The following is a 20,758-nucleotide window of genomic DNA, read 5'->3' on the forward strand; positions in this document are numbered from 1 at the left end:
CACCCGTCCGATATCTTGGCGGGGTGAGCAACAAGGTCAACAAGAACGCCCTGCGCGCCGGAACGGTCACCGCCGGTGCGACGCTGATGATGCTCCTGTCGTCCCCCGCGTTCGCGTTCACCCGCGACGACGGCGACGACCCGGGCCCGGGTCTGAGCGTCGCCGAGACGCTGGGGCTCTACGTCGGCATCCCGGTCGTGCTCTTCCTGGTGATCGCCGGGCTGGTCACGCTGGGCGACAAGCGCAAGAAGAGCCACTGACGCCGCGACGGCCGTTATCGGCGCTCGAACGGCCGTGCTTTAGCGCAGAGTTGTCCGCGTTCCGCGACAGCTTCGTCACAAGCGGTGGCAGCCGCCGGGCGGCGGGGAAGTGGCCCCGACATGACGCACGAGGTACCACTCCCGCCCCGCACAGGACTGCCCACCAGTGAGCAGCGGCTGCACGCCGCGCTCCGGTACGCAGGCACCGACGCCGCCGCCCCGCCCGGCGCCGTCTCCAGAGCCCCGCACCGCGCGATGATCACGGGTCTGGCCGCGCTCGCGCTGCACTGCTTCTCCGCCGCGCCCTCCCTGCTGGACCTGGAGCGGATCGACGTGCTCGTCCCCGAACTGGACGACAGCGCCCGCCCGGGGCCCCGCGCCCCGTCCCCCGCGGTCTGCGCCTACACCTCCGCGCACCTGGTGCGCACCCGCATCCTGCCCGAGCCCGAGGAGATCACCGGGCTGCCCGTGGCGCCCGCGCCCCGCGCGCTGGCCGACGCCGTGGCCCAGCTCACCGACGCGGAGGACGTGCGGCGGCTGCTGGTCGAGGCGGTGCGCGGCGGTCACTGCGAGCCCCAGCCCGTCGTCCGCGAGCTGACCCGCGCCCGGCTGCTGGGGCTGCCGCACGTCGCCGACGCCGTGGACAGCCTGCTGGCCGAGGGGCGCGCGCTGACGGAGGGCTGCCTGTACGACATGGTCTTCACCCACGGGCTGCCCGACCCCTGCTGGAACGTCGAGCTCCGCGTCCCCGGCGGCCCGCCCGTCGGCGCCGTGGACGCGTACTGGCCCGACCACGGTGTCGCGCTGGAGATCGACGCGCGTACGCCCCGGGCCGGTGCGGAGGCGGCCTGGGACGCGTACGCGCGCAAGCGCGAGACGCTGGAACAGCTCGGCGTCACCGTCGTGCACGTGACCGAGGCCAAGCTGCGCGACGCCCCCGCCCAGCAGGCGACGGTGGTCCGTACGGCGCTGATGACCTCGTGCGAACGGGAGCCTGCCGCCTACCTGAACGTACTGCCACGCTGACGCGACGGCCGCGGGACGCCTCCCTCAGGGCTCAGCCGCGGTGCTCGGCCTCCACCGGGGCGCGCCGCGGGGGCGTGCCGGGTGACGTCGGCGCATCGCCCCGGCTGGTGTCGGCAGCACGGTGCGCACCCTGCTGCCCGACGTGCTCGCCACGCTCACCGCCGCCCACCCCCGGCTGCGGGTGACCGTCGTCGACGGTGAGGACGTGGACCTGCTGCCCCTGCTGCTCGGCGACGCACTCGACCTGCTCCTGATCGAGAGCTGGCACAGCCGCCCCATGCCGCTGCCCGGCGGCGTCCGGGTCAGGACACTGACCGTGGAGGAGGTGCGGGTCGCGCTCCCGGCAGGACACCCGCTCGCCGACCGCCCCGGACTGGACCTCACTCAGCTGGCCGGCGCCGTCTGGGCGAGCTGCCCCACGGGCACCGAGCCCTACGAGGCGCTGGTACAGGCGCTGCGGGAGCGCGGTATGGAGCCCAGGATCCGCTACGCCGTCGCCGAGTACGCCACACAGCTCGCCTTCGTGGCCCGGGGACTGACCGCGGCGCTCATCCCCGCGATGGGGCAGACGCCCTGCCCGCCCGGCGTCGCCTTCGTGCCCGTGGACCCGCCGCTGACCCGCGAGGTGCGGGCCGCCTGGCGCACGGGCGGCGACAGCCCCCTCCGTACGGGCGTGCCTGGCGGCCCTCACGTCCGACGAGCAGGACGCGGGGGCGCACTGAGACCACCGGGCGTCCCGAACACCCGCTCCAAAGCCCCCGGCGGCCCGCCGCGTCCCGCGGCGCCCGCGTGGAAGGATGGCCCCCAGCACGACTGCGCCGTAAGCCGCGAGAGTTTCGCGAGAGTGGGGAGATCACCAAGTGCCTGGCACGAATCTGACGCGCGAAGAGGCCCAGGAGCGGGCTCGGCTGCTCACCGTCGACTCCTACGAGATCGAGCTGGACCTCAGCGGCGCTCAGGGCGGGGGTGCCGCGGCACCGGGCGGTCCTGACGACGGCGAAGGGACCTTCCGTTCGGTCACCACGATCCGGTTCACCGCCAGGGAAGCGGGCGACACCTTCGCCGACCTGATCGCGCCCGCCGTCCGCGAGGTCACCCTCAACGGCACCGCCCTCGACCCGGCGGACGTCTTCGCCGACTCCCGCATCGCCCTGCGGGGGCTGGCCGCGGGCCGGCAGGAGCTGCGCGTCGTCGCGGACTGTGCCTACACCAACACCGGTGAGGGCCTGCACCGTTTCGTGGACCCGGTGGACGGCCAGCCCTACCTCTACACCCAGTTCGAGGTCCCCGACGCGCGCCGCGTCTTCGCCAATTTCGAGCAGCCCGACCTCAAGGCCACCTTCCAGTTCACCGTCCGCGCCCCCGAGGGCTGGACGGTGATCTCCAACTCCCCGACGCCGCGGCCTCAGGGGACGCTGTGGCGGTTCGCGCCCACACCGCGGATCTCCACCTACATCACGGCGCTGATCGCCGGACCGTACCACGCGGTGCACAGCACCTGGGAAGGCGAGGGCCGCAGCGTTCCGCTGGGCATCTACTGCCGCCCCTCGCTGGCCGAGTACCTGGACGCCGACGCGCTCTTCGAGGTCACCCGGCAGGGCTTCGACTGGTTCCAGGACAAGTTCGACTACCCGTACCCGTTCGAGAAGTACGACCAGCTGTTCGTGCCCGAGTTCAACGCGGGCGCCATGGAGAACGCGGGCGCGGTCACCATCCGCGACCAGTACGTCTTCCGCTCCAAGGTGACCGACGCCGCCTACGAGGGCCGCGCCGAGACCCTCCTGCACGAGCTGGCCCACATGTGGTTCGGCGACCTGGTCACCATGGAGTGGTGGAACGACCTGTGGCTGAACGAGTCGTTCGCCACCTACACCTCCATCGCCTGCCAGGCGCACGCCCCCGGCAGCCGCTGGCCGCACGCCTGGACGAGCTTCGCCAACCAGATGAAGACCTGGGCCTACCGCCAGGACCAGCTGCCCTCCACCCACCCGATCATGGCGCCGATCCGCGACCTGGACGACGTCCTGGTCAACTTCGACGGCATCACCTACGCCAAGGGCGCCTCCGTCCTCAAGCAGCTGGTCGCCTACGTCGGCATGGACGAGTTCTTCCAGGGCGTACGCGCCTACTTCAAGCGCCACGAGTGGGGCAACACCCGCCTCGCCGACCTGCTCGGCGCCCTGGAGGAGACCTCGGGGCGCGACCTGAAGACCTGGTCGAAGGCGTGGCTGGAGACCGCGGGCATCAACGTCCTGCGCCCCGAGCCGACGACGGACGCCGACGGTACCCTGACCGCACTGGCCATCCGCCAGGAGGCGCCGGCCCTGCCCGCGGGCGCCACCGGATCCCCGACCCTGCGCCCGCACCGCCTCGGCGTCGGCTTCTACGATCTGCGCGACGGCAAGCTGGTGCGCACCGACAGCGTCGAACTCGACGTCGACGGCGAGCTGACCCAGGTGCCGCTGCCGAGGGCCCGCAAGCGCCCCGACGTGCTGCTGCTCAACGACGGGGACTACACCTACGCCAAGGTCCGTCTCGACGCCGACTCGCTGGCAGCCGTCACCCGCCACCTGGGCGACTTCGCCGACCCCCTGCCGCGCGCCCTGTGCTGGGCCTCGGCCTGGGACATGACACGGGACGGCGAACTGCCCACCCGCGACTACCTCGAACTCGTCCTGACCGGCGTCGGCAAGGAGTCCGACATCGGCCTCGTCCAGTCCCTGCAACGCCAGGTCAAGCTCGCCCTCGACCTGTACGCGGCGCCCGACTGGCGCGACGCGGGGCTCACCCGCTGGGCCGAGGCCACCCTGGAGCAGCTGCGCGCCGCACGCCCCGGCAGCGACCACCAGCTGGCCTGGGCCCGTGCCTTCGCCGCCGTGGCCAGGACCGACGCCCAGCTCGACCTGCTGGCCGCGCTGCTGGAGGGCGGCGAGTACATCGAGGGGCTGACCGTCGACACGGAGCTGCGCTGGGCCTTCCTCCAGCGGCTCGCCGCCACCGGGCGGGCCGACGAGGCGCAGATCGGCGCCGAACTGACCCGGGACGCGACCTCGGCGGGCGAGCGGCACGCGGCGGCCGCCCGCGCCGCGCGGCCCACGCCGGAGGCGAAGGCCGAGGCGTGGCGCGCCGTCGTCGAGAGCGACACCCTGCCCAACGCGGTGCAGGAGGCCGTCATCTCCGGGTTCGTGCAGACCGACCAGCGCGCCCTGCTCGCGCCTTACACCGAGCGGTACTTCGCCGCCGTCAAGGGCGCCTGGGAGGGGCGCAGCCACGAGATGGCCAGCCAGATCGTGGTCGGCCTCTACCCGGCGCTGCACGTCGAGCAGGGGACGCTGGAGGCCACCGACGCCTGGCTCGCCTCGGCCGGGCCCAGTGCCGCGCTGCGCCGCCTGGTGACCGAGTCCCGGGCCGGTGTCGAGCGGGCGCTGCGCGCCCAGGCGGCCGACGAGGCGGCGGGCGCCGCTCGCTGACCGGCCGCGTACCGCAGACGTCGGCCCCCGGCTGGAAGCCGGGGGCCGACGTGCGGGGAGACGGGGCTCCGCCCGGCCCGTGGGGGGGAGAGGGCCGGTGGGGGGTGGCAGGAGAGCGGCCCTGTGAGCCGTTGGGCGGAGCCCCGGTGGAGCAGCCGGCGCCCGGCCGCCGTCCCGGCGCCGCGAACGGGCCGGAACGCCGGGATGGCGACAGGTGCCGTCAGGTGCGGGGAGTGCGGGGGGAGGTCAGACGCCCGAAGAAGTCACCTGAGCATGGCCGCCTTCTCGAACATCACCTCGGCGACACCGTTGGCCCACAGCTGTTCGACCTGGGCGCGCTCGGTCGCGTTGGGCTGGTCGTTGGTGCAGGACGGGCCGGGGCCGCCGCCGGACATCAGCTCGTCGCAGGGGCCCTCGTAGTGGTCCGGCAGACCCAGCACGTGACCGGTCTCGTGCGCCACGACCCGGTTGGAGTCGTACTGCTGGTTTTGCGCGTAGTCGAGGAAGATGTAGCCGCTGCCGTGCCCGTCGGTGGAGGCGTAGGAGCCGCGCGGGTCGTCGCCCTCGCGGTAGTCGAAGCTGGCGCCGCTGCCCTCGGCGAGCTGCACGTTCTGGACGGCGGAGTTCCACACGGCGGCGCTGTTGGCTATCTGGCTGCGGAAGCTGGGCGCCCCGCTGGCGTCGTACTTGACGGTGACCTGCTGGAAGCCGGGCTTCTCACCCTGCTTCTTGAGCGCTTCCTTGACGATGAACTTGAAGAACTCCTGGTTCTGGCGGTCGCTCTCCCCGGTGTAGCCCTGGACGCTGCCCGCTTCGGTGTGCGAGGTGGCGGCGGCGGGGGCGTGGGAGTCGGCCGTACCGGCGTCGGAGGCGGTGGCGGGGACGGCGCCGAGTCCGAGGGCGACGGTCGTGCCGAGGCCGATCGCTGCGGACAGAACAGAAGTGCGAAGTCTCATGGGGGGATCTCCTCGAGTTCCGAGGGACCGGCGCCGCTGCGAAGTGGCGTGGGGGCGCCGCCGGTCCCTTGGGACGGATTCCTTGGGACGGATTCTCGCTGCGGGAGAGTCTGTTCGAGCGGACGGCGTTCCGGAATGATGCCAGGTGGCGATAGGACCGGGCTATCGCCCGTGCGTCCCGTCCTCCGGGAGGGAACCGGTCGGCCAGGCGGCGCCGTTCACCGCGCCGTCGCCGCCGCTTCGCGGCCCCGTCGCCGTCTGGTAGGACCACTGGCACCGCCGCTATGCTCCCAGGCGTGGAGCTCGAAGTGAGGCATCTTCGTGCACTGTGCGCGATAGCCGACACCGGCAGCGTGCACAAGGCGGCCCGCCAACTCGGCATGACACAGCCTTCGTTGACGACCCAGCTGCGGCGCATCGAGCAGGCCGTCGGCGGCCAGCTCTTCACCAGGCAGCGCACCGGCAGCAAGCCCACCCCGCTCGGCCGCACCGTCCTCACCCGCGCCCGGCCGATCGTCGCGCAGATGACCGAACTGGTCCGCGAGGCCAAGGACGCCGCGGGACTCGGCCCCGGCGGCACGGGCGCGCGGCTGCGGCTCGGCAGCACCGGCAGCAGGGCCGTCCCCGGCTGGCTGCGGCGCCTGAACGGCAGGCTGCCCGAGCGCGACATCACCATCCAGACCGACGTCTCCGCCAACACCCTGCTGTGCATGGTCGCGGGGAACCAGCTCGACGCCGCCTTCGTGCACGAGGTCGAGGGCTCGCCGCTGCGGGTGCCCGACGGCGTCGAACTCCGCGTCCTGGTGCGCCGCGAGCCCCAGTTCGTGGCCGTTCCCGAGACCCACGCGGCCGCCCGCGCGGGTCGGGCCGTCGCGCTCGGCGAACTGGCCGACCAGAAGTGGATGGTCGACCCGTCCGTCGACGGGGACTGGGACGGACTGCGGCGGGTGTTCACGGACGCGGGCGTCGACCCGCGCATCGTCTACGGCGACTACCTGTCCGCCGGCGACCTGGTGGCGGCGGGCGAGGTCGTCACCCCCTGCCAGCCCACCGCCCAGCCGCGGCCCGGCATGTCCATCGTCCCCCTGGAGGGCGATCCGCTCGGGGTGCGGCTGGTGGTGGGCTTCCGCTGCGGGACGGGACTCGGTGAGGAGGGTGAGGCCGTCTTCGCCGACCTGCGGGCCTCCTACGAGGCGGTCGCCTGGTCGAGCCCCGCCTACGCCCGCTGGCTGACCGGCCGGAACGACGCCCCGGCCCCGCCCTTTCACCGTTTCCTGGGGGCTCCGCCCCCAGACTCCGTCCGGGGGGACTCCCACCCAGACCCCCGGTCTTCCATCGCCGGACAGGCTGATTTCAGCCTGTCCGGCGATTGAGGACGAGCGAAGCGATCCCGGGGGGGGCGGGGGGCAGCCCCCCACAGAAACGCTGGAAGGGCGGGCCCGGGCCTTCCTCAGGCACCCCCAGCGCAGGCGTCCACGTGCTGGGCCCGCAAGGCTCGGGCCAAGTCGTCGCGGGACTCCGCGACGAGCCGCCTCAGGGCCGGGGCCGCGTCGGCGTGGGCGGCGAGCCAGGCGTCCGCCGCGTCCAGCGTCGCCTGGTCGCCCTGCGCCGCGGGGAACAGCCCCCGCACGACGGCCATCGCGATCTCGATGGAGCGCGAGGCCCACACCGACTCCAGCACCTCGAAGTACCGTGCGGCGTAGGGCGCGGTCAGCTCCGCCTGCCCGCTCTGGTCGAATCCGGCGATGGTCGCCTCGACGAGCGCGTTGGAGAGCGTGTCGGACTCCACGACCACGGCCCACGCCTGGGCCTTGACCGCGGCGGTCGGCCGGGCCGCCAGGCACCGCACCTGGTGCCGCTTGCCCGACGCGGTGTCGTCCCTGGCCAGCTCCGCGCCGATCGCGGCCTCGTCGGCGATCCCTTCGGCCGCGAGTGCCCCCAAAAACGTCCAGCGCAGTTCCTGGTCCACCTCGAGCCCGTCGACGCGCGCCGTGCCGGCCAGCAGGCCTTGCAGCAGGCGCAGCTCCGCCTCCCCGGAGGCGACGGCGGCCAGGAACCGGGCCCAGGCCAGCTGGTGGCCGCTGCCGGGCTCCGCGTTGCGCAGCCGGGTGACGGCGCCCTCGGACAGCAGCCGTCCGCCCTCGGCCCGCCAGGCGGGCGCGGTGTACCGGTCGAGGGCGAGTTTGGCCTGGCCGTGCAGCATCTGCACGACGCCGATCTCCCTCTCGTCGCCGGCGAACCTGAGCACCAGCGCCAGGAAGTCCCTGGCGGGCATCAGGCCGTCACGGGTGAGGTTCCACAGCGCCGACCAGCACAGGGCGCGGGCGAGGGGGTCGGTGAGTTCGCCGAGGTGGCCGCGGAGGGTGGCGAGGGAGGCGTCGTCGAAGCGGACCTTGCAGTAGGTGAGGTCGGCGTCGTTGACGAGGACCAGGTCGGGCCGGTCGGCGCCGGACAGCTCCGAGACGGTGGTGCGCGCTCCTGTGACGTCCACCTCGGCGCGCGCGTACCGCTCCAGTACGCCGGCCGCCGGGTCACGGCGGTAGAGGCCCACGGCGACGCGGTGCGGGCGCAGCACCGGGTGCGAGTCGGGAGCCTCCTGGAGGACGGCGAGTTCGGTGACGCGGCCGGCCGCGTCGTAGGTGAGCTGCGGGGTGAGGGTGTTGACCCCGGCGGTCTGGAGCCACGCCTTGGACCACTCGCCCATGTCACGCCCCGAGGTCTCCTCCAGGACGGCCAGCAGGTGCTCCAGGCGGGTGTTGCCCCACTGGTGGCGCTGGAAGTAGCGGCGGGCGCCCTCCAGGAAGGCGTCCTGGCCGACGTAGGCGACCAGCTGCTTGAGGACGGAGGCGCCCTTGGCGTAGGTGATGCCGTCGAAGTTGAGCTTGGCGTCCTCCAGGTCCCGGATGTCGGCGGTGACGGGGTGGGTGGAGGGGAGCTGGTCGGCACGGTAGGCCCAGGACTTGCGGCGGTTGGCGAAGGTGATCCAGCCGCCGGTGAACCGGGTGGCCTCCACGAGCGAGAAGGCGCCCATGAAGTCGGCGAAGGACTCCTTGAGCCACAGGTCGTCCCACCACTCCATGGTGACCAGGTCGCCGAACCACATGTGCGCCATCTCGTGCAGGATGACGTTGGCGCGGCCCTCGTAGGAGGCCTCGGTGACGTTGCCGCGGAAGACGAACTCCTCGCGGAAGGTCACGCATCCGGGGTTCTCCATGGCGCCGATGTTGTACTCGGGCACGAACGCCTGGTCGTACTTCCCGAACGGGTACGGGTAGCCGAAGTGGTCGTGGAAGAAGTCCAGACCCTGCTTGGTGACGGTGAAGATGTCCTCGGCGTCGAAGTGGGGGGCCAGCCCCTTGCGGCACAGCGCGCCGAGCGGGACCTCCAGCTCGCTGCCGTCCGCCAGGGTGCGCCGGTAGGTGTCGGCGACGTAGTGGTAGGGGCCGGCGACGACGGCGGTGATGTAGGTGGAGATCGGCCGGGTGCGGGCGAAACGCCACAGGGCGCCGCCGTCGTCGACCGGGCGGGGCTCGCCCTCCTGGGCGCCGTTGCTCAGCACCGTCCAGCCGGCCGGCGCGGTGACGGTGAAGTCGAAGGGCGCCTTGAGGTCCGGCTGTTCGAAGTTCGCGAAGACGCGGCGCGCGTCGGCCGGCTCGTACTGGGTGTAGAGGTAGACCTCGCCGTCCTGCGGGTCGAGGAAGTGGTGGAGGCCCTCGCCGGTGCGGCTGTAGGCGCACCGCGCGTCGATGGTGACCACGTTCTCACCGTCGGCGCGCAGCCCCGGCAGCGTGACGCGGGTGCCGTCGAAGACCTCGTCGACGGGCAGGGAGGCGCCGTTGAGGGTGACCGAGTGGACGTGCGGTGCCACCAGGTCGGCGAAGGTGGTGGCGCCCTCCTCCGCGCACGTGAAGCGGATGGTCGTCGTCGACCTGAAGGTGCGCGGCCCCTCGGCCGGTGGTGCTTCGACGGCCGAGCGCAGGTCGAGCGCCACGTCGTACCCGCTCACGCTCAGCAGCGCGGCGCGCTGCCGGGCCTCGGTGCGGGTCAGGTTCTCTCCGGGCACTGCCACGCTCCCTCTCGCTTCAGGGTCTGGTCCGTCCACGTCTCGTATGGTGAACAACCCGCTCAGCATCCCACGTGCCGCTGAGCACCCGTACCCGGGAATGCGGTCGGTGCCGCCGACGTTGTCGGCGTCCGAGACGATCCGCCCCACTGCCAAGGAGAGCGTATGTCCGAGACGCCCGAGGCGACCCCCGCCGATTTCTGGTTCGACCCCCTGTGCCCCTGGGCGTGGATGACCTCTCGCTGGATGCTGGAGGTGGAGAAGGTGCGGCCGGTTTCGGTCCGCTGGCACGTGATGAGCCTGTCGGTCCTCAACGAGAAGCGGGTCGACGACCTGCCCGAGCGCTACCGCGAGCTGATGGCCCGTGGCTGGGGCCCGGTCCGCGTCTGCGTCGCCGCCGAGCAGGAGCACGGCAGCGAGGTGCTCGGCCCGCTCTACACCGCGATCGGCACCCGCGTGCACCCGGGCGGACGTGAGCTGGACCGCGAGGTGCTGATCGAGGCGCTGGAGGAGGTGGGGCTGCCCGCCGCGCTGGCGGACGCCGCCGACACCGACACCTACGACGCCGCCCTGCGCGCCTCACACGAGGAGGGCATCTCCCTGGTCGGTCAGGAGGTCGGCACGCCGGTCATCGCCGTTCCGGACGCGGCGGGCAAGCAGACCGCCTTCTTCGGGCCCGTGGTCACCCCGGCACCCAAGGGCGAGGCCGCGGCCAGGCTGTGGGACGGCACCCTGATGGTGGCCTCGACCCCCGGCTTCTTCGAGATCAAGCGCACCAGGGACGTGGAGCCGATCTTCGACTGAGCCGACGGGCGGCGAGCGGCCCCCTGTGCGTCACGTCCGCACAGGGGGCCGCTCTCTTTCCATCTCCCGCCCGCCGCGAAAGGTGAGAAGACGATCACGAGGACGGAAGCCGGGCTGCCGCGCGCCGCCGGGTTACGGCGCCAGCAGGAGGTTGTTGGCGCGCTCCTTGGCGGCCGTGTAGCGGGCCGAGACGTCGCGCCAGTTGACGACGCGCCACATGGCCTCGACGAAGTCGACCTTCTGGTTGCGGTATTGCAGGTAGAAGGCGTGCTCCCAGGCGTCGAAGACCAGAATCGGCACCGAGCCCTGCCCGACGTTGCCCTGGTGGTCGTAGACCTGCTCGACGATGAGCCGCCCTGTGACCGGCTCGTAGGCCAGCACGCCCCACCCTGAGCCCTGTGTGGTGGCCGCGGCCTTGGACAGCTGCGCCTTGAACTTGGCGAAGCTGCCGAAGGATTCCGCGATGGCGTCCGCCAGCTCGCCGGTGCCGTCCTTCTCCAGGGGCTCGCCGCCGCCGTCACCGGTCATGTTCTGCCAGTAGATGGTGTGCAGGATGTGCCCCGACAGGTGGAAGGCGAGGTTCTTCTCCAGGCCGTTGATCGACCCCCACGCGTCCTTGTCGCGGGCCTCGGCGAGCTGTTCGAGGGTGTCGTTGGCCCCCTTCACGTACCCGGCGTGGTGCTTGTCGTGGTGCAGCTCGATGATCTCGCCGCTGATGACCGGCTCCAGCGCGGAGTAGTCGTACGGCAGCTCCGGCAAGGTGTATGTCGACATGCCCTCTCGCCCTTCGCTCGCTAATGCACATTACTTGCAACAAGAAGTTAGCAGCAAGAGCGCGCGAAAGAGCGGAGCGCCCCTCGGGGTGAGGGGCGCTCCGCTCCTGGCCTGTCGGGCCGGAGCCCTGTGGTCCTCTCCTTCGGACCGTCCCGGGCTCGCGGCCGGGGCGCCGTCAGGCGTCCTCGGCCACCGCGGGACCCGGACGCGCGCGCTGCCGCAGGTAGCCGACGGCGGCCAGTACCACCGTCAGGCCCGCCGTGAAGGCGAGCTGGGTACGGGTGTCGCCCTCGCGCAGCATCAGCAGCAGGACGGCGAGGATCGCCAGCACGGCCACGATCGTCAGGCCCGGGAAGAGCCACATCCGTACCACCAGCTTCTCGGGCGCCTCACGCTCCAGCCGGTAGCGGGTGACCAGCTGCGAGACGGCGATGAAGCCCCACACGACCAGCGTGGCCGCGCCGACCATGTTCAGCAGCCAGGTGAAGACCGTCTTCTCCCAGAAGATGTTCAGCAGGACCGCGACGAAACCGAAGAAGGACGAGGCGATCACCGCGTAGCGCGGCACGCCCTGCGGGCTCAGCCGGTTCAGGAAGGCCGGGCCCTCGCCCCGCTCCACCAGCGAGTACGACATGCGCGAGGCGCCGTAGATGTTGGCGTTCATGGCCGAGAGCAGCGCGATGAGCACCACCACGTTCATCACCTGCGCGGCGGCGGGGATGCCGACGTAGTCCAGCACGGCGGCGTAGGGGCCCGACTTGACCGTCTCGTCGCTCCACGGCATCAAAGTGACGATCACCAGCATGGAGCCCACGTAGAACAGCGCGATCCGCCACACCGCGGTGCGCACCGCCTTGGCGACGCCGGAGACCGGCTTCTCCGACTCGGCCGCCGCGATCGTCACCGTCTCCAGACCGCCGAACGCGAAGACGGAGGCGAGCAGCCCGACGATCAGCCCGTCGGTGCCGGTGGGGAAGAAGCCGCCGTCGCCGGTCAGGTGGCTGCTGCCGGGCGCGTGGGTGCCGGGCAGCAGTCCGGCTATGGCCAGGACGCCCAGCACCAGGAACGCGCTGATCGCGAGCACCTTCAAGGTGGCGAACCAGAACTCGTACTCACCGAAGTTGCGGACCGCGGCCAGGTTGCTGGCGCAGAACAGGACCATGAAAAGCGCGACCCACATCCACTGCCCTGTCCCCGGCAGCCAGCCCGTCATGATCTTGGCGGCCGCGGTGGCCTCGGTCGCGATGGCGACGCACAGCAGCGTCCAGTAGATCCAGCCCGACGCGAACCCCGCCCAGGGCCCCAGGGCCCGCTCGGCGTGGACGGAGAAGGAACCGGAGGCCGGGCGGGCCGCCGACATCTCGCCGAGCATCCGCATCACCAGCATCACCAGCGCCCCTGAGGCGGCGTAGGCGAGGACGATCGAGGGGCCCGCGGCGGCGATGCCCGCGCCGGAGCCGACGAACAGGCCCGCGCCGATGACGCCGCCGAGGGCGATCATCGACAGGTGGCGCTGCTTGAGACCGTGGGAGAGGGAGCGCCCGTCGGACGTGCCGCCGTCCGGTCCCGAGGGCTTGGCGGGCTCGCCGGGCGGGTGCGGCGCGTCGGACGTCTCGGTGCGCGTCATAGGGGGCCGTTCCTGGGTGTGAGGGGGTGAACGGGGACAGAGCGGTGCGTGGTGCGTGGTGCCCCCACAGTGTTCGGGAGGCAGCCCCGGCACATCAATAATCGTGCAGCCCATCCCGCGATACGGACAGACCGCGTTACGGGTGAATACGGGGTGAACCGCCCACCCGGGCCCGGCCGTCGTGAAGTGCGCCCCGTCCCCGCGCGCCCGGACACTGTCGCCAAGCTCACGGTCCGCTCACGTCCTGGGCACTGTCGCCAAGCTCACGGTCCGCTCACGCACAGCCATCGGACGGTTTCGGCTAGCGTCTTGGGGCACGAGACCGACGAGACGGAGATGCCAGATGAGTGCCCTCACTTCCGCCGCAGCCACCCCGCGCCCCGGAGCCGTGCTCGCGGATCTGCTGCCCGCCTCCAGCGCCGCCCGCGCCCGCGTGAGGGACGCCGCGCTGGTCGTCGGCGGCGCCGCGCTGACGGGGATCGCCGCGCAGATAGCACTGCCGATCCCCGGCTCGCCCGTGCCGGTGACCGGACAGACCTTCGCCGCGCTGCTGGTCGGCGCCGGGCTGGGCGCCGGGCGCGGCTTCCTCGCGCTGGCGCTGTACGCGGTGGCGGGCGTCGCCGGCATGCCGTGGTTCGCCGAGGCATCCTCCGGCGCGGGGCTGCCCACGCTGGGGTACGTCATGGGCATGCTCCTGGCCTCCGTCGCCGTGGGCACGCTGGCCCGCCGCGGCGGCGACCGGGGCGCGCTGCGTACGGCGGGCACGATGGCGGTCGGCATGGCGCTGATCTACGCCGTCGGCGTCCCCTACCTGGCGCTGTCGACCGGCATGTCGCTCGGCGAGGCGGTCGCCGCGGGCCTGGTGCCCTTCCTCATCGGTGACGCCCTCAAGGCGGCGCTGGCGATGGGCGCACTGCCCGCCGCCTGGAAGCTCGCGGGCCGCAAGGGCTGAGCAGGCTCGCACGGCGAAGCACGACGCGCACGGCGTCGTACGACGCGCACACCCAGGGCCCGGCGCCGTACAGGCGCCGGGCCCTCGTGCGTCCAGGGAGCGGGTTGCTCAGCCCGCGTCGGCGGGGGAGCGCGAGGGCACCTCGGCCGCCCCGCCCAGCGGCTGCCCCGCGGTCGCCTTCCCGCGCCCGAGGCGGTCCTTGACCAGCGAGGTGATCAGCACGCCCGCCGCGACGGCCAGCGAGAGGATCATCTGGGTGCGCCCGTCGCCGTCGGTGAACATGTAGCCGATCACGAAGACGATCAGGCCGATGGTCGCCCACGTCAGGTACGGGTACAGCCACATCCGCACCGTCAGCCGCTCGGGCGCCTCCCGTTCGATGCGGCGCCGCATCCGCAGCTGCGAGGCGCAGATGACCAGCCACACGAACAGCGCGACGGCGCCCGAGGAGTTGAGCAGGAACTCGAAGACGGTGTCCTTGGCGATGTAGTTGAAGAAGACCGCGACGAAACCGAAGGCCACCGACGCCAGGATCGCTGCGGTGGGCACCCCCCGCTTGTTGGTACGGCCGAAGGAGGCCGGGGCGTCGCCGCGCTCGCCCAGCGAGAACGCCATCCGGGAGGCCGTGTAGAGGCCGGAGTTGAGGCAGGAGAGGACGGCGGTCAGCACGACGACGTCCATGACGGTGCCCGCGTAGGGGATGTCCAGCGTGTCGAGTACGGCCACGTACGGGCCGTCGGCGGCGATGGCCTTCGAGTCCCACGGCAGCAGCGCCACGATCACGAACATGGAGCCGATGTAGAACAGGCCGATCCGCCAGATCACACTGTTGACGGCCTTGCGCACGGCGGCGACCGGGTTGGGCGACTCGGCGGCGGCCAGCGTGACGATCTCGCTGCCCATGAAGGAGAAGACCACCAGCAGCATCCCGGAGAGGATGGCGCCAGGACCGTTGGGCAAAAACCCGCCCTCGCCCGTCAGGTGGGAGAGCCCGGCCGCGCTGTCGGCGGGCGGCAGGCCCACGAAGGCGACCATGCCGACGACGATGAACGCGACGATCGCCACGACCTTGATGCCGGCGAACCAGAACTCGAACTCCCCGTAGGAGCCGACGGAGATCAGGTTGGTGCCCGTCAGCACCAGCATCACCAGCAGGGCCCACACCCACTGGTCGACGGCGGGTATCCAGCCCTCCAGGATGTCGGCGGCGGCCGTCGCCTCCACGGCGAGCACGACGGCCCAGAAGAACCAGTACAGCCAGCCGATGGTGAACCCGGCCCAGCGGCCCAGCGCCCGGTCGGCGTAGGTGGAGAACGACCCGGAGGCCGGGTCGGCGGCGGCCATCTCACCGAGCATCCGCATCACCAGGACGACCAGCAGCCCGGCCAGTGCGTAGGAGAGCAGGATGCCGGGTCCGGCGTCGGCGATGCCGGCCTTGGAGCCGACGAAAAGACCGGCGCCGATGACGCCGCCAATGGCGATCATGGACAGATGGCGGTTCTTGAGGCCTGCCTGGAGGCCGTCGCCGTCCTGTGCGGCCGCCGGGGCCGCTGCGGTCCCGGCGGACCGGGGCGGCGGCTTCCGCGGCGGCTCCCCCGGCGTAGGCGGGGTCTGCTGAGAACTCATCGGGCAGCCGGCTCCTCGTGAGGTCGTCTTTAACGAGCGTTCACATGTAAGAGGTCGTGCTGCCCACAACGGAAGAGCCGAATCCGGATTGTTGTCCGCGCGACAGCGGACGGCGACGTACCGGGACGCGGCCACCGCGCACGGTCACCGGCGTGACATACCGTGCCGCCTCCTCGGCCCTGCGCGGGGCCACGCCCCGCGGGGATGACACACTCTCGGTATGCGCGTGTACCTCGGCTCCGACCATGCCGGTTACGAACTGAAGAACCACCTCGTCGAGTGGCTGGCCTCCGCGGGCCACGAGCCCGTCGACTGCGGCCCCCACCTCTTCGACGCCGAAGACGACTACCCTCCGTTCTGCCTCCGTGCCGCCGAACGCACGGTCGCCGACAGCGGATCCCTCGGCGTCGTCATCGGCGGCTCGGGCAACGGCGAGCAGATCGCCGCCAACAAGGTCCCCGGCGCGCGCTGCGCCCTGGCCTGGTCCGCCGAGACGGCCGCGCTGGCCCGCGAGCACAACGACGCCAACCTCGTCAGCGTCGGCGCCCGGATGCACACCACCGAGGAGGCCGTCTCCTTCGTCGAGACGTTCCTGAACACGTCCTTCTCGCAGGGCGAGCGCCACCGGCGCCGCATCGGCATGCTCGCCGACTACGAGCGCACCGGTGAGCTGCCGCCCGTCCCCGCCCACCACCCGCAGGCATCCTCGCAGCCCTGATCCCGTGCCCGAGGGACACACCATCCACCGGCTGGCCCGCGACGTCGCGGACCGGTTCGCCGGGCGCACGCTGGACGCGTCCAGCCCGCAGGGCAAGTTCGCCGACGGCGCCGCGCTGCTCGACGGCACGGCGCTGACGGCGACCGAGGCGCACGGCAAGCACCTCTTCCTGGGCTTCGGGTCCGTCGGCTGGGTGCACATACACCTGGGCCTGTACGGCACCTTCCGCTTCGGCGAGGGGGTACCCCCCGAGCCCGTCGGCCAGGTACGGCTGCGGCTGGCCACCCGCCCCGGCGAGACCCCGGCGGGGCCGCTGCACTACGCGGACCTGCGCGGCCCCACCCGCTGCGAGCTGCTGGCCGAACCGGAGAAGCAGGCCGTCAGCGACCGGCTGGGGCCCGACCCGCTGCGTGCCGCCTCCGCGCCCGAGGCGGCCTGGGCGCGGATCTCCCGCAGCCGTACGAGCATCGCCGCGCTGCTCATGGACCAGAAGATCGTCGCCGGGGTCGGCAACGTCTACCGCGCCGAGGTCCTCTTCCGGCACGGCATCGACCCCTACCGCGCGGGCCGCGACCTGACCCGCGCCGAGTGGGACGGGCTGTGGGAGGACCTGGTCGCCCTGATGACGGACGGGGTGCGCAAGAACCGCATCGACACCGTCAGTCACGCGCACACCCCCGAGGCCATGGGGCGCCCGCCGCGCGTGGACGACCACGGCGGCGAGGTCTACGTCTACCGCCGCGCCGGGCAGCCCTGCCTGGTGTGCGGCAGTCCCGTCGCCACCGCCGAACTGGCCGCCCGCAACCTCTTCTGGTGCCCCCACTGCCAGCAGGAGCGACCGCCGGACCGATGAGGCGCCCGGGCGTGCCCGCCGCCCGAGCGGGCCTGGCGCGCGCCTCGTCAGAAGCCGTGCGGCAGCCAGGGGGCCGTCTCGCTCGCGAAGGCGGTGGCCGCCGCCCGCAGCGCGCCCGATCCCGGCCGTACCTCGCGCACCAGACCCGCACGGCCCAGCGCGGCCAGGGAGACCCCTCCCAGATAGGCGCGGCCCAGCTCCCGCACGGACAGCGACAGATCGGCCGCCTCCCGGGTGGGCTCGCACACCGCGCCCTTCTCGTCGCCCGCCAGCCGCCACCGTCCGCTGTTCCACGGGCAGAAGGCGTCCTCGACCTCCAGGACGACGTCCAGCGGGGCACCGTAGGAACGGGCGGCCAGCGCGTCGCCCACCTGAACGAGGCGCACGTACAGCGTGTCGTCGTTGAGGTGCTTCGCGGAGCGGCGCGGGTCGTCCACCAGGTGCAGCCACGGGTCGTCCACCGGCCGGTTGTCCGCGACGATCGACGTCGTCAGGTCGAGGGACCACAAGAAGCGCCACATCGCCGCGTGTCCGGCCGCGTCCACGGCCTCCAGGTCCCGCAGCCGCACCTCGCCCTCGGGCGCGCCCGACTCGGAGGCGCCGAGCCTGACCGCGTAGCGGGCGAACGCCACGGGTGTGCCGTCGCGCAGGGCCACCACGCAGCGCAGGGGCGAAGCGCCGTCGCGCCGGCGCTCGGGGTCGAGCAGGGGCGTGTGCTCCCATCCCGGGCGCCTCTCCAGCATCCCCGGGCGCCGGGGCACGGCCCGCGCGTAGACCGCCTCGCACTCCTGGAGCAGCGCGGACGCCGTGTCCGAGGCCCGCAGCTGAAGCCCGTCCGCCTCGGTGGCCAGGGGCGCGGGGAGGCTCAGCGTGCTCCTGCCGGTGTCGATCCTGACCGCCATACGGCCCGCCGCCAGGCCGTATCCGAACCGCCCGTAGATGGCCGCCTCGGACGCCGTCAGCACGGCCAGCGGCTCCTCACCCGCCGCCCGGATGTCGTCCAACTGGCGGCGCATGAAGGACCGCAGGATGCCGCGCCTGCGATGGGTCGGTGCCACCGTCACCATCGTCACCCCCGCCGTGGGCACCACCGCGCCTCCGGGAACGGCCATGCGGAACGACAGCAGCCCCGCCGTGGCCACCGGACGCCCCTCGTCCCACACCCCCAGGCAGCGCGCGGTCTCGGTCAGCGAGCGGTACAACTTCCGCTCCTCGGGCGTCTCCACCCCCACGAAGGCGCTCAGAACCCTCTCGTACCAGGTGTCCCACTCCGACGGCAGGAGAACACGCAGCTCAGTCGTCATACGGCCATCACTAGCAGGCGATTCGAACACCGGCTAACGGTTTTGACCGCGGGCGCGCCGCCCCGCCGCCACCGCGCGCCCCGCACGCCCCCAGGGCCCACGCCGGGAATCGACGGGCCGCCAGAGGGGTGGCTAGGCTCCGTGGGCATGGCGCAGCGCCGCGCGGAACCCTCCAAGGCGACGACCCGGTCGCACCAGGCACTCAAGGCCTGGCACCGGGTCCGCACCAACCTGCGCAGATCCGCCGTCGACTACTTCCGCGGCGGCGCCTCCGACTGGGTCGCGCTGGCCGGACTGCTGCTCACCGTCCCGGCGTTGACGTGCGCCACCGTCCTCACACCGCTGTGGTGCGCGCCCGAGGCGCTGGTGCTGCCCATCATCGCCGGCGGCCTGCTGCTGCGTCCCGCCAGCCTGCTGGCGCTCTACGCCGCCGCCGCGGTCGCGCTGATGGTCGAGTCGCTGCTGCTGGAGCCCTGGGAGTTCCACGACGGCGCGGGACGCGTCACCCCCGGCACCATCCTGGTGGTCGCCGCCGCGGGACTCTCGGGCCTGCTCATCGCGCAGTTCCGCAGCCGCGTCGGCGTGCCCTGGAGACGCGGCGGCACCATGCTCTTCGACCTGCGCGAACGCATCCGCGTCCAGAGCAAGCTGCCCAAGCTGCCCGCGGGATGGCACCACGAGATGGCGCTGCGCCCCGCGGGCGGCCAGTCCTTCTCCGGGGACTTCGTCGTCGCCGCCAGGACCGGGCCGAGGCGGCGCACCCTGGAACTCGTCCTCACCGACGTCTCGGGCAAGGGCATGGACGCCGCCTCCCGGGCCCTGCTGCTGTCCGGCGCCTTCGGCGGGCTGCTCGGCTCGCTGCCGCCGCACGCCTTCCTGCCCGCCGCCAACGGCTACCTGCTGCGCCAGTCCTGGGACGAGGGGTTCGCCACCTCCGTGCACCTCGTCCTCGACCTCGACAGCGGCGACTACGAACTGCTCTCCGCGGGCCACGTTCCCGCGATGCAGCTCCACGCCGGTTCCGGCAAGTGGGAGGAGAAGGCCGCCGAGGGCCCGCTGCTGGGCGTCTACGACGGTGCCGAGTTCGACCCGGTCAAGGGCAGGCTGCGCCGCGGCGACGTGCTGATGCTCTTCACCGACGGACTGGTGGAGACCGCGGAACGCGATCTCACCGAGGGCATGGACCGCCTCACGGGCGAGGCCGACCGCTACGTCTCCTCCAGTTTCCACGGCGCCGCCTGGCACCTGATCGAATCGGTGGCGCGCGACGTCAACGACGACCGCGCACTGCTGCTGATCTGCCGCGACTGAGGGCCGCACCCGGCCTGCCCGACGCCCCGTACTGGTGCTGCCCCCACCCCGGCTCTGGGGCGAGCGGGATGGCCCGGACCCACCCGTGATCCATACGTTCGAGGTGGCCAACTCGCGGGATCACCAGGGACGGAGAGCGGCATGCGCGAGCATCGGAAGGGGGCACCCATCGCACCGGGAGGGGCGATGGGCGCCGTGGAGCTGCGCGGGGTCACCCGGCGCTACGGGCGCGGGGTGCGGGCCCTCGGCGGCATCGACCTGACACTCCCGTACGGCAGCTTCACGGCCGTCATGGGCCCCTCGGGCTCGGGGAAGTCCACCCTGCTGCAATGCGCCGCCGGACTCGACCGGCCCACCTCGGGCACCGTCCGCCTCGGCGGTACCGACCTGGCCGCGCTCGGGGAGAACAAGCTCACCGAACTGCGCCGCACCCGGCTCGGCTTCGTCTTCCAGGCGTTCAACCTGCTGCCGTCCCTGACCGTCGAACAGAACGTGCTGCTGCCGCTGCGGCTTGCCGGGCACCGCCCCGACCGACGGCGGTCAGCGCGCGTGCTGGCCCAGGTCGGCCTCGGCGCGTACGCGCGCCGCCGTCCCGACCAGCTCTCCGGAGGCCAGCAGCAGAGAGTGGCGCTCGCCCGTGCGCTGGTCACCTCACCCGACGTGATCTTCGCCGACGAGCCGACCGGCGCCCTGGACACCGGTACGGCGGGCGAGGTCCTCGCCCTGCTGCGCGCCGCGGTGGACGCCCCGCCCGAACCGGTCGGCCCGGCGGGCACCGGCGCGACGATCGTCATGGTCACCCACGATCCGGCCGCCGCGGCCCACGCCGACCGCGTCCTCTTCCTGGCGGACGGCACCCTGGTGGACAGCCTGGCCTGCCGCGCGGGCACGGACACCGCCCGCACGGCCGGCCTGATCGCGGCGCGCATGAGCGACCTCACCGCCCGCCTCGCGCGGCGCGGACCGCGGCCGCTCCCCGAGGCCGTCGCGTGAGCCCGCACGGTGCCCGGCGCC

Annotated in this window: 17 protein-coding genes; 11 read left to right on the forward strand and 6 right to left on the reverse strand. The window is 72.7% G+C overall.

All coding sequences use genetic code 11. The features are described 5' to 3' along the window. Positions 1-23: 23 nt before the first annotated feature. The 4 genes from DQ392_RS26360 (at position 24) to pepN (DQ392_RS26375) (ending at position 4,756) form a co-directional block, all read left to right on the forward strand. Positions 24-260, forward strand: coding sequence for a hypothetical protein (locus DQ392_RS26360; RefSeq protein ID WP_114018210.1), 237 nt, complete (start codon positions 24-26; stop codon positions 258-260). A gap of 120 nt (positions 261-380) precedes the next feature. Then, entirely contained in the window at positions 381-1,286 is a 906-nt protein-coding gene (locus DQ392_RS26365) for a hypothetical protein (protein ID WP_114018211.1), read from the forward strand. A gap of 121 nt (positions 1,287-1,407) precedes the next feature. Beyond that, positions 1,408-2,277, forward strand: coding sequence for a LysR substrate-binding domain-containing protein (locus tag DQ392_RS35455; protein WP_245982010.1), 870 nt, complete (start codon positions 1,408-1,410; stop codon positions 2,275-2,277). Next, positions 2,162-4,756 carry an aminopeptidase N gene (gene pepN, locus DQ392_RS26375; protein WP_245982082.1) on the forward strand — a complete coding sequence of 865 codons (2,595 nt, stop codon included), beginning with the start codon at positions 2,162-2,164 and terminating at the stop codon, positions 4,754-4,756. Before DQ392_RS35455 ends, pepN (DQ392_RS26375) begins: the two co-directional genes overlap by 116 nt. Before the next feature lie 263 nt (positions 4,757-5,019). Here pepN (DQ392_RS26375) and snpA read toward each other — a convergent pair whose 3' ends face one another. Continuing rightward, positions 5,020-5,712 (reverse strand): snapalysin, encoded by a 693-nt coding sequence (gene snpA / locus DQ392_RS26380; RefSeq protein ID WP_114018213.1) that lies wholly within the window; start codon positions 5,710-5,712, stop codon positions 5,020-5,022. Positions 5,713-5,996: 284 nt separating this feature from the next. Here snpA and DQ392_RS26385 point away from each other — a divergent pair, with 284 nt between their 5' ends. Beyond that, complete coding sequence (locus tag DQ392_RS26385; RefSeq protein WP_114018214.1) at positions 5,997-7,085, forward strand: LysR family transcriptional regulator; 1,089 nt, start codon at positions 5,997-5,999, stop codon at positions 7,083-7,085. A gap of 77 nt (positions 7,086-7,162) precedes the next feature. Here DQ392_RS26385 and pepN (DQ392_RS26390) read toward each other — a convergent pair whose 3' ends face one another. After that, positions 7,163-9,775 (reverse strand): aminopeptidase N, encoded by a 2,613-nt coding sequence (gene pepN / locus DQ392_RS26390; protein ID WP_114018215.1) that lies wholly within the window; start codon positions 9,773-9,775, stop codon positions 7,163-7,165. 165 nt (positions 9,776-9,940) lie between these two features. Between pepN (DQ392_RS26390) and DQ392_RS26395 the strand changes: the two genes are divergently transcribed. Then, positions 9,941-10,579, forward strand: coding sequence for a DsbA family protein (locus DQ392_RS26395; RefSeq protein WP_114018216.1), 639 nt, complete (start codon positions 9,941-9,943; stop codon positions 10,577-10,579). 132 nt (positions 10,580-10,711) lie between these two features. On the opposite strand, the gene DQ392_RS26400 is transcribed toward DQ392_RS26395, so the two are convergent. Both DQ392_RS26400 and DQ392_RS26405 read right to left on the reverse strand, forming a co-directional pair. Next, a complete protein-coding gene (locus DQ392_RS26400) occupies positions 10,712-11,353 on the reverse strand; it encodes a superoxide dismutase (RefSeq protein ID WP_114018217.1) in 642 nt (213 codons plus the stop codon). A 175-nt stretch (positions 11,354-11,528) separates the two neighbouring features. After that, positions 11,529-12,980 carry an amino acid permease gene (locus DQ392_RS26405; protein WP_114018218.1) on the reverse strand — a complete coding sequence of 484 codons (1,452 nt, stop codon included), beginning with the start codon at positions 12,978-12,980 and terminating at the stop codon, positions 11,529-11,531. A gap of 343 nt (positions 12,981-13,323) precedes the next feature. On the opposite strand from DQ392_RS26405, the gene DQ392_RS26410 reads away from it, so the two are divergent. After that, positions 13,324-13,932 (forward strand): biotin transporter BioY, encoded by a 609-nt coding sequence (locus tag DQ392_RS26410; RefSeq protein WP_114018219.1) that lies wholly within the window; start codon positions 13,324-13,326, stop codon positions 13,930-13,932. A 108-nt stretch (positions 13,933-14,040) separates the two neighbouring features. Here DQ392_RS26410 and DQ392_RS26415 read toward each other — a convergent pair whose 3' ends face one another. Then, positions 14,041-15,558 (reverse strand): amino acid permease, encoded by a 1,518-nt coding sequence (locus tag DQ392_RS26415; RefSeq protein WP_114018220.1) that lies wholly within the window; start codon positions 15,556-15,558, stop codon positions 14,041-14,043. Between the two features lie 220 nt (positions 15,559-15,778). Here DQ392_RS26415 and DQ392_RS26420 point away from each other — a divergent pair, with 220 nt between their 5' ends. Beyond that, a complete protein-coding gene (locus DQ392_RS26420; protein WP_114018221.1) occupies positions 15,779-16,276 on the forward strand; it encodes a ribose-5-phosphate isomerase in 498 nt (165 codons plus the stop codon). A 4-nt stretch (positions 16,277-16,280) separates the two neighbouring features. Continuing rightward, complete coding sequence (locus DQ392_RS26425) at positions 16,281-17,129, forward strand: Fpg/Nei family DNA glycosylase (protein ID WP_114018222.1); 849 nt, start codon at positions 16,281-16,283, stop codon at positions 17,127-17,129. Positions 17,130-17,176: 47 nt separating this feature from the next. On the opposite strand, the gene DQ392_RS26430 is transcribed toward DQ392_RS26425, so the two are convergent. Next, a complete protein-coding gene (locus tag DQ392_RS26430; RefSeq protein WP_114018223.1) occupies positions 17,177-18,433 on the reverse strand; it encodes a GNAT family N-acetyltransferase in 1,257 nt (418 codons plus the stop codon). A 147-nt stretch (positions 18,434-18,580) separates the two neighbouring features. Between DQ392_RS26430 and DQ392_RS26435 the strand changes: the two genes are divergently transcribed. After that, on the forward strand, positions 18,581-19,744 hold the full coding sequence (locus tag DQ392_RS26435) for a PP2C family protein-serine/threonine phosphatase (RefSeq protein ID WP_114018635.1): 1,164 nt from the start codon (positions 18,581-18,583) through the stop codon (positions 19,742-19,744). 141 nt (positions 19,745-19,885) lie between these two features. Continuing rightward, positions 19,886-20,737, forward strand: coding sequence for an ABC transporter ATP-binding protein (locus DQ392_RS26440; protein WP_114018224.1), 852 nt, complete (start codon positions 19,886-19,888; stop codon positions 20,735-20,737). Positions 20,738-20,758: the final 21 nt, after the last annotated feature.

Source organism: Streptomyces reniochalinae (assembly GCF_003323735.1).
GTDB classification, from domain to species: domain Bacteria; phylum Actinomycetota; class Actinomycetes; order Streptomycetales; family Streptomycetaceae; genus Streptomyces; species Streptomyces reniochalinae.

Bases quoted from the DNA above. Each gene is read 5' to 3' on its own strand.
- DQ392_RS26420 (WP_114018221.1), top strand. From the start codon at position 15,779: ATGCGCGTGTACCTCGGCTCCGACCATGCCGGTTACGAACTGAAGAAC.
- DQ392_RS26395 (WP_114018216.1), top strand. From the start codon at position 9,941: ATGTCCGAGACGCCCGAGGCGACCCCCGCCGATTTCTGGTTCGACCCC.
- DQ392_RS26415 (WP_114018220.1), bottom strand. From the start codon at position 15,558: ATGAGTTCTCAGCAGACCCCGCCTACGCCGGGGGAGCCGCCGCGGAAG.
- DQ392_RS26430 (WP_114018223.1), bottom strand. From the start codon at position 18,433: ATGACGACTGAGCTGCGTGTTCTCCTGCCGTCGGAGTGGGACACCTGG.
- DQ392_RS26405 (WP_114018218.1), bottom strand. From the start codon at position 12,980: ATGACGCGCACCGAGACGTCCGACGCGCCGCACCCGCCCGGCGAGCCC.
- DQ392_RS26440 (WP_114018224.1), top strand. From the start codon at position 19,886: ATGCGCGAGCATCGGAAGGGGGCACCCATCGCACCGGGAGGGGCGATG.
- DQ392_RS26400 (WP_114018217.1), bottom strand. From the start codon at position 11,353: ATGTCGACATACACCTTGCCGGAGCTGCCGTACGACTACTCCGCGCTG.
- DQ392_RS26365 (WP_114018211.1), top strand. From the start codon at position 381: ATGACGCACGAGGTACCACTCCCGCCCCGCACAGGACTGCCCACCAGT.
- DQ392_RS26385 (WP_114018214.1), top strand. From the start codon at position 5,997: ATGCTCCCAGGCGTGGAGCTCGAAGTGAGGCATCTTCGTGCACTGTGC.
- DQ392_RS26435 (WP_114018635.1), top strand. From the start codon at position 18,581: ATGGCGCAGCGCCGCGCGGAACCCTCCAAGGCGACGACCCGGTCGCAC.
- DQ392_RS26410 (WP_114018219.1), top strand. From the start codon at position 13,324: ATGAGTGCCCTCACTTCCGCCGCAGCCACCCCGCGCCCCGGAGCCGTG.
- snpA (WP_114018213.1), bottom strand. From the start codon at position 5,712: ATGAGACTTCGCACTTCTGTTCTGTCCGCAGCGATCGGCCTCGGCACG.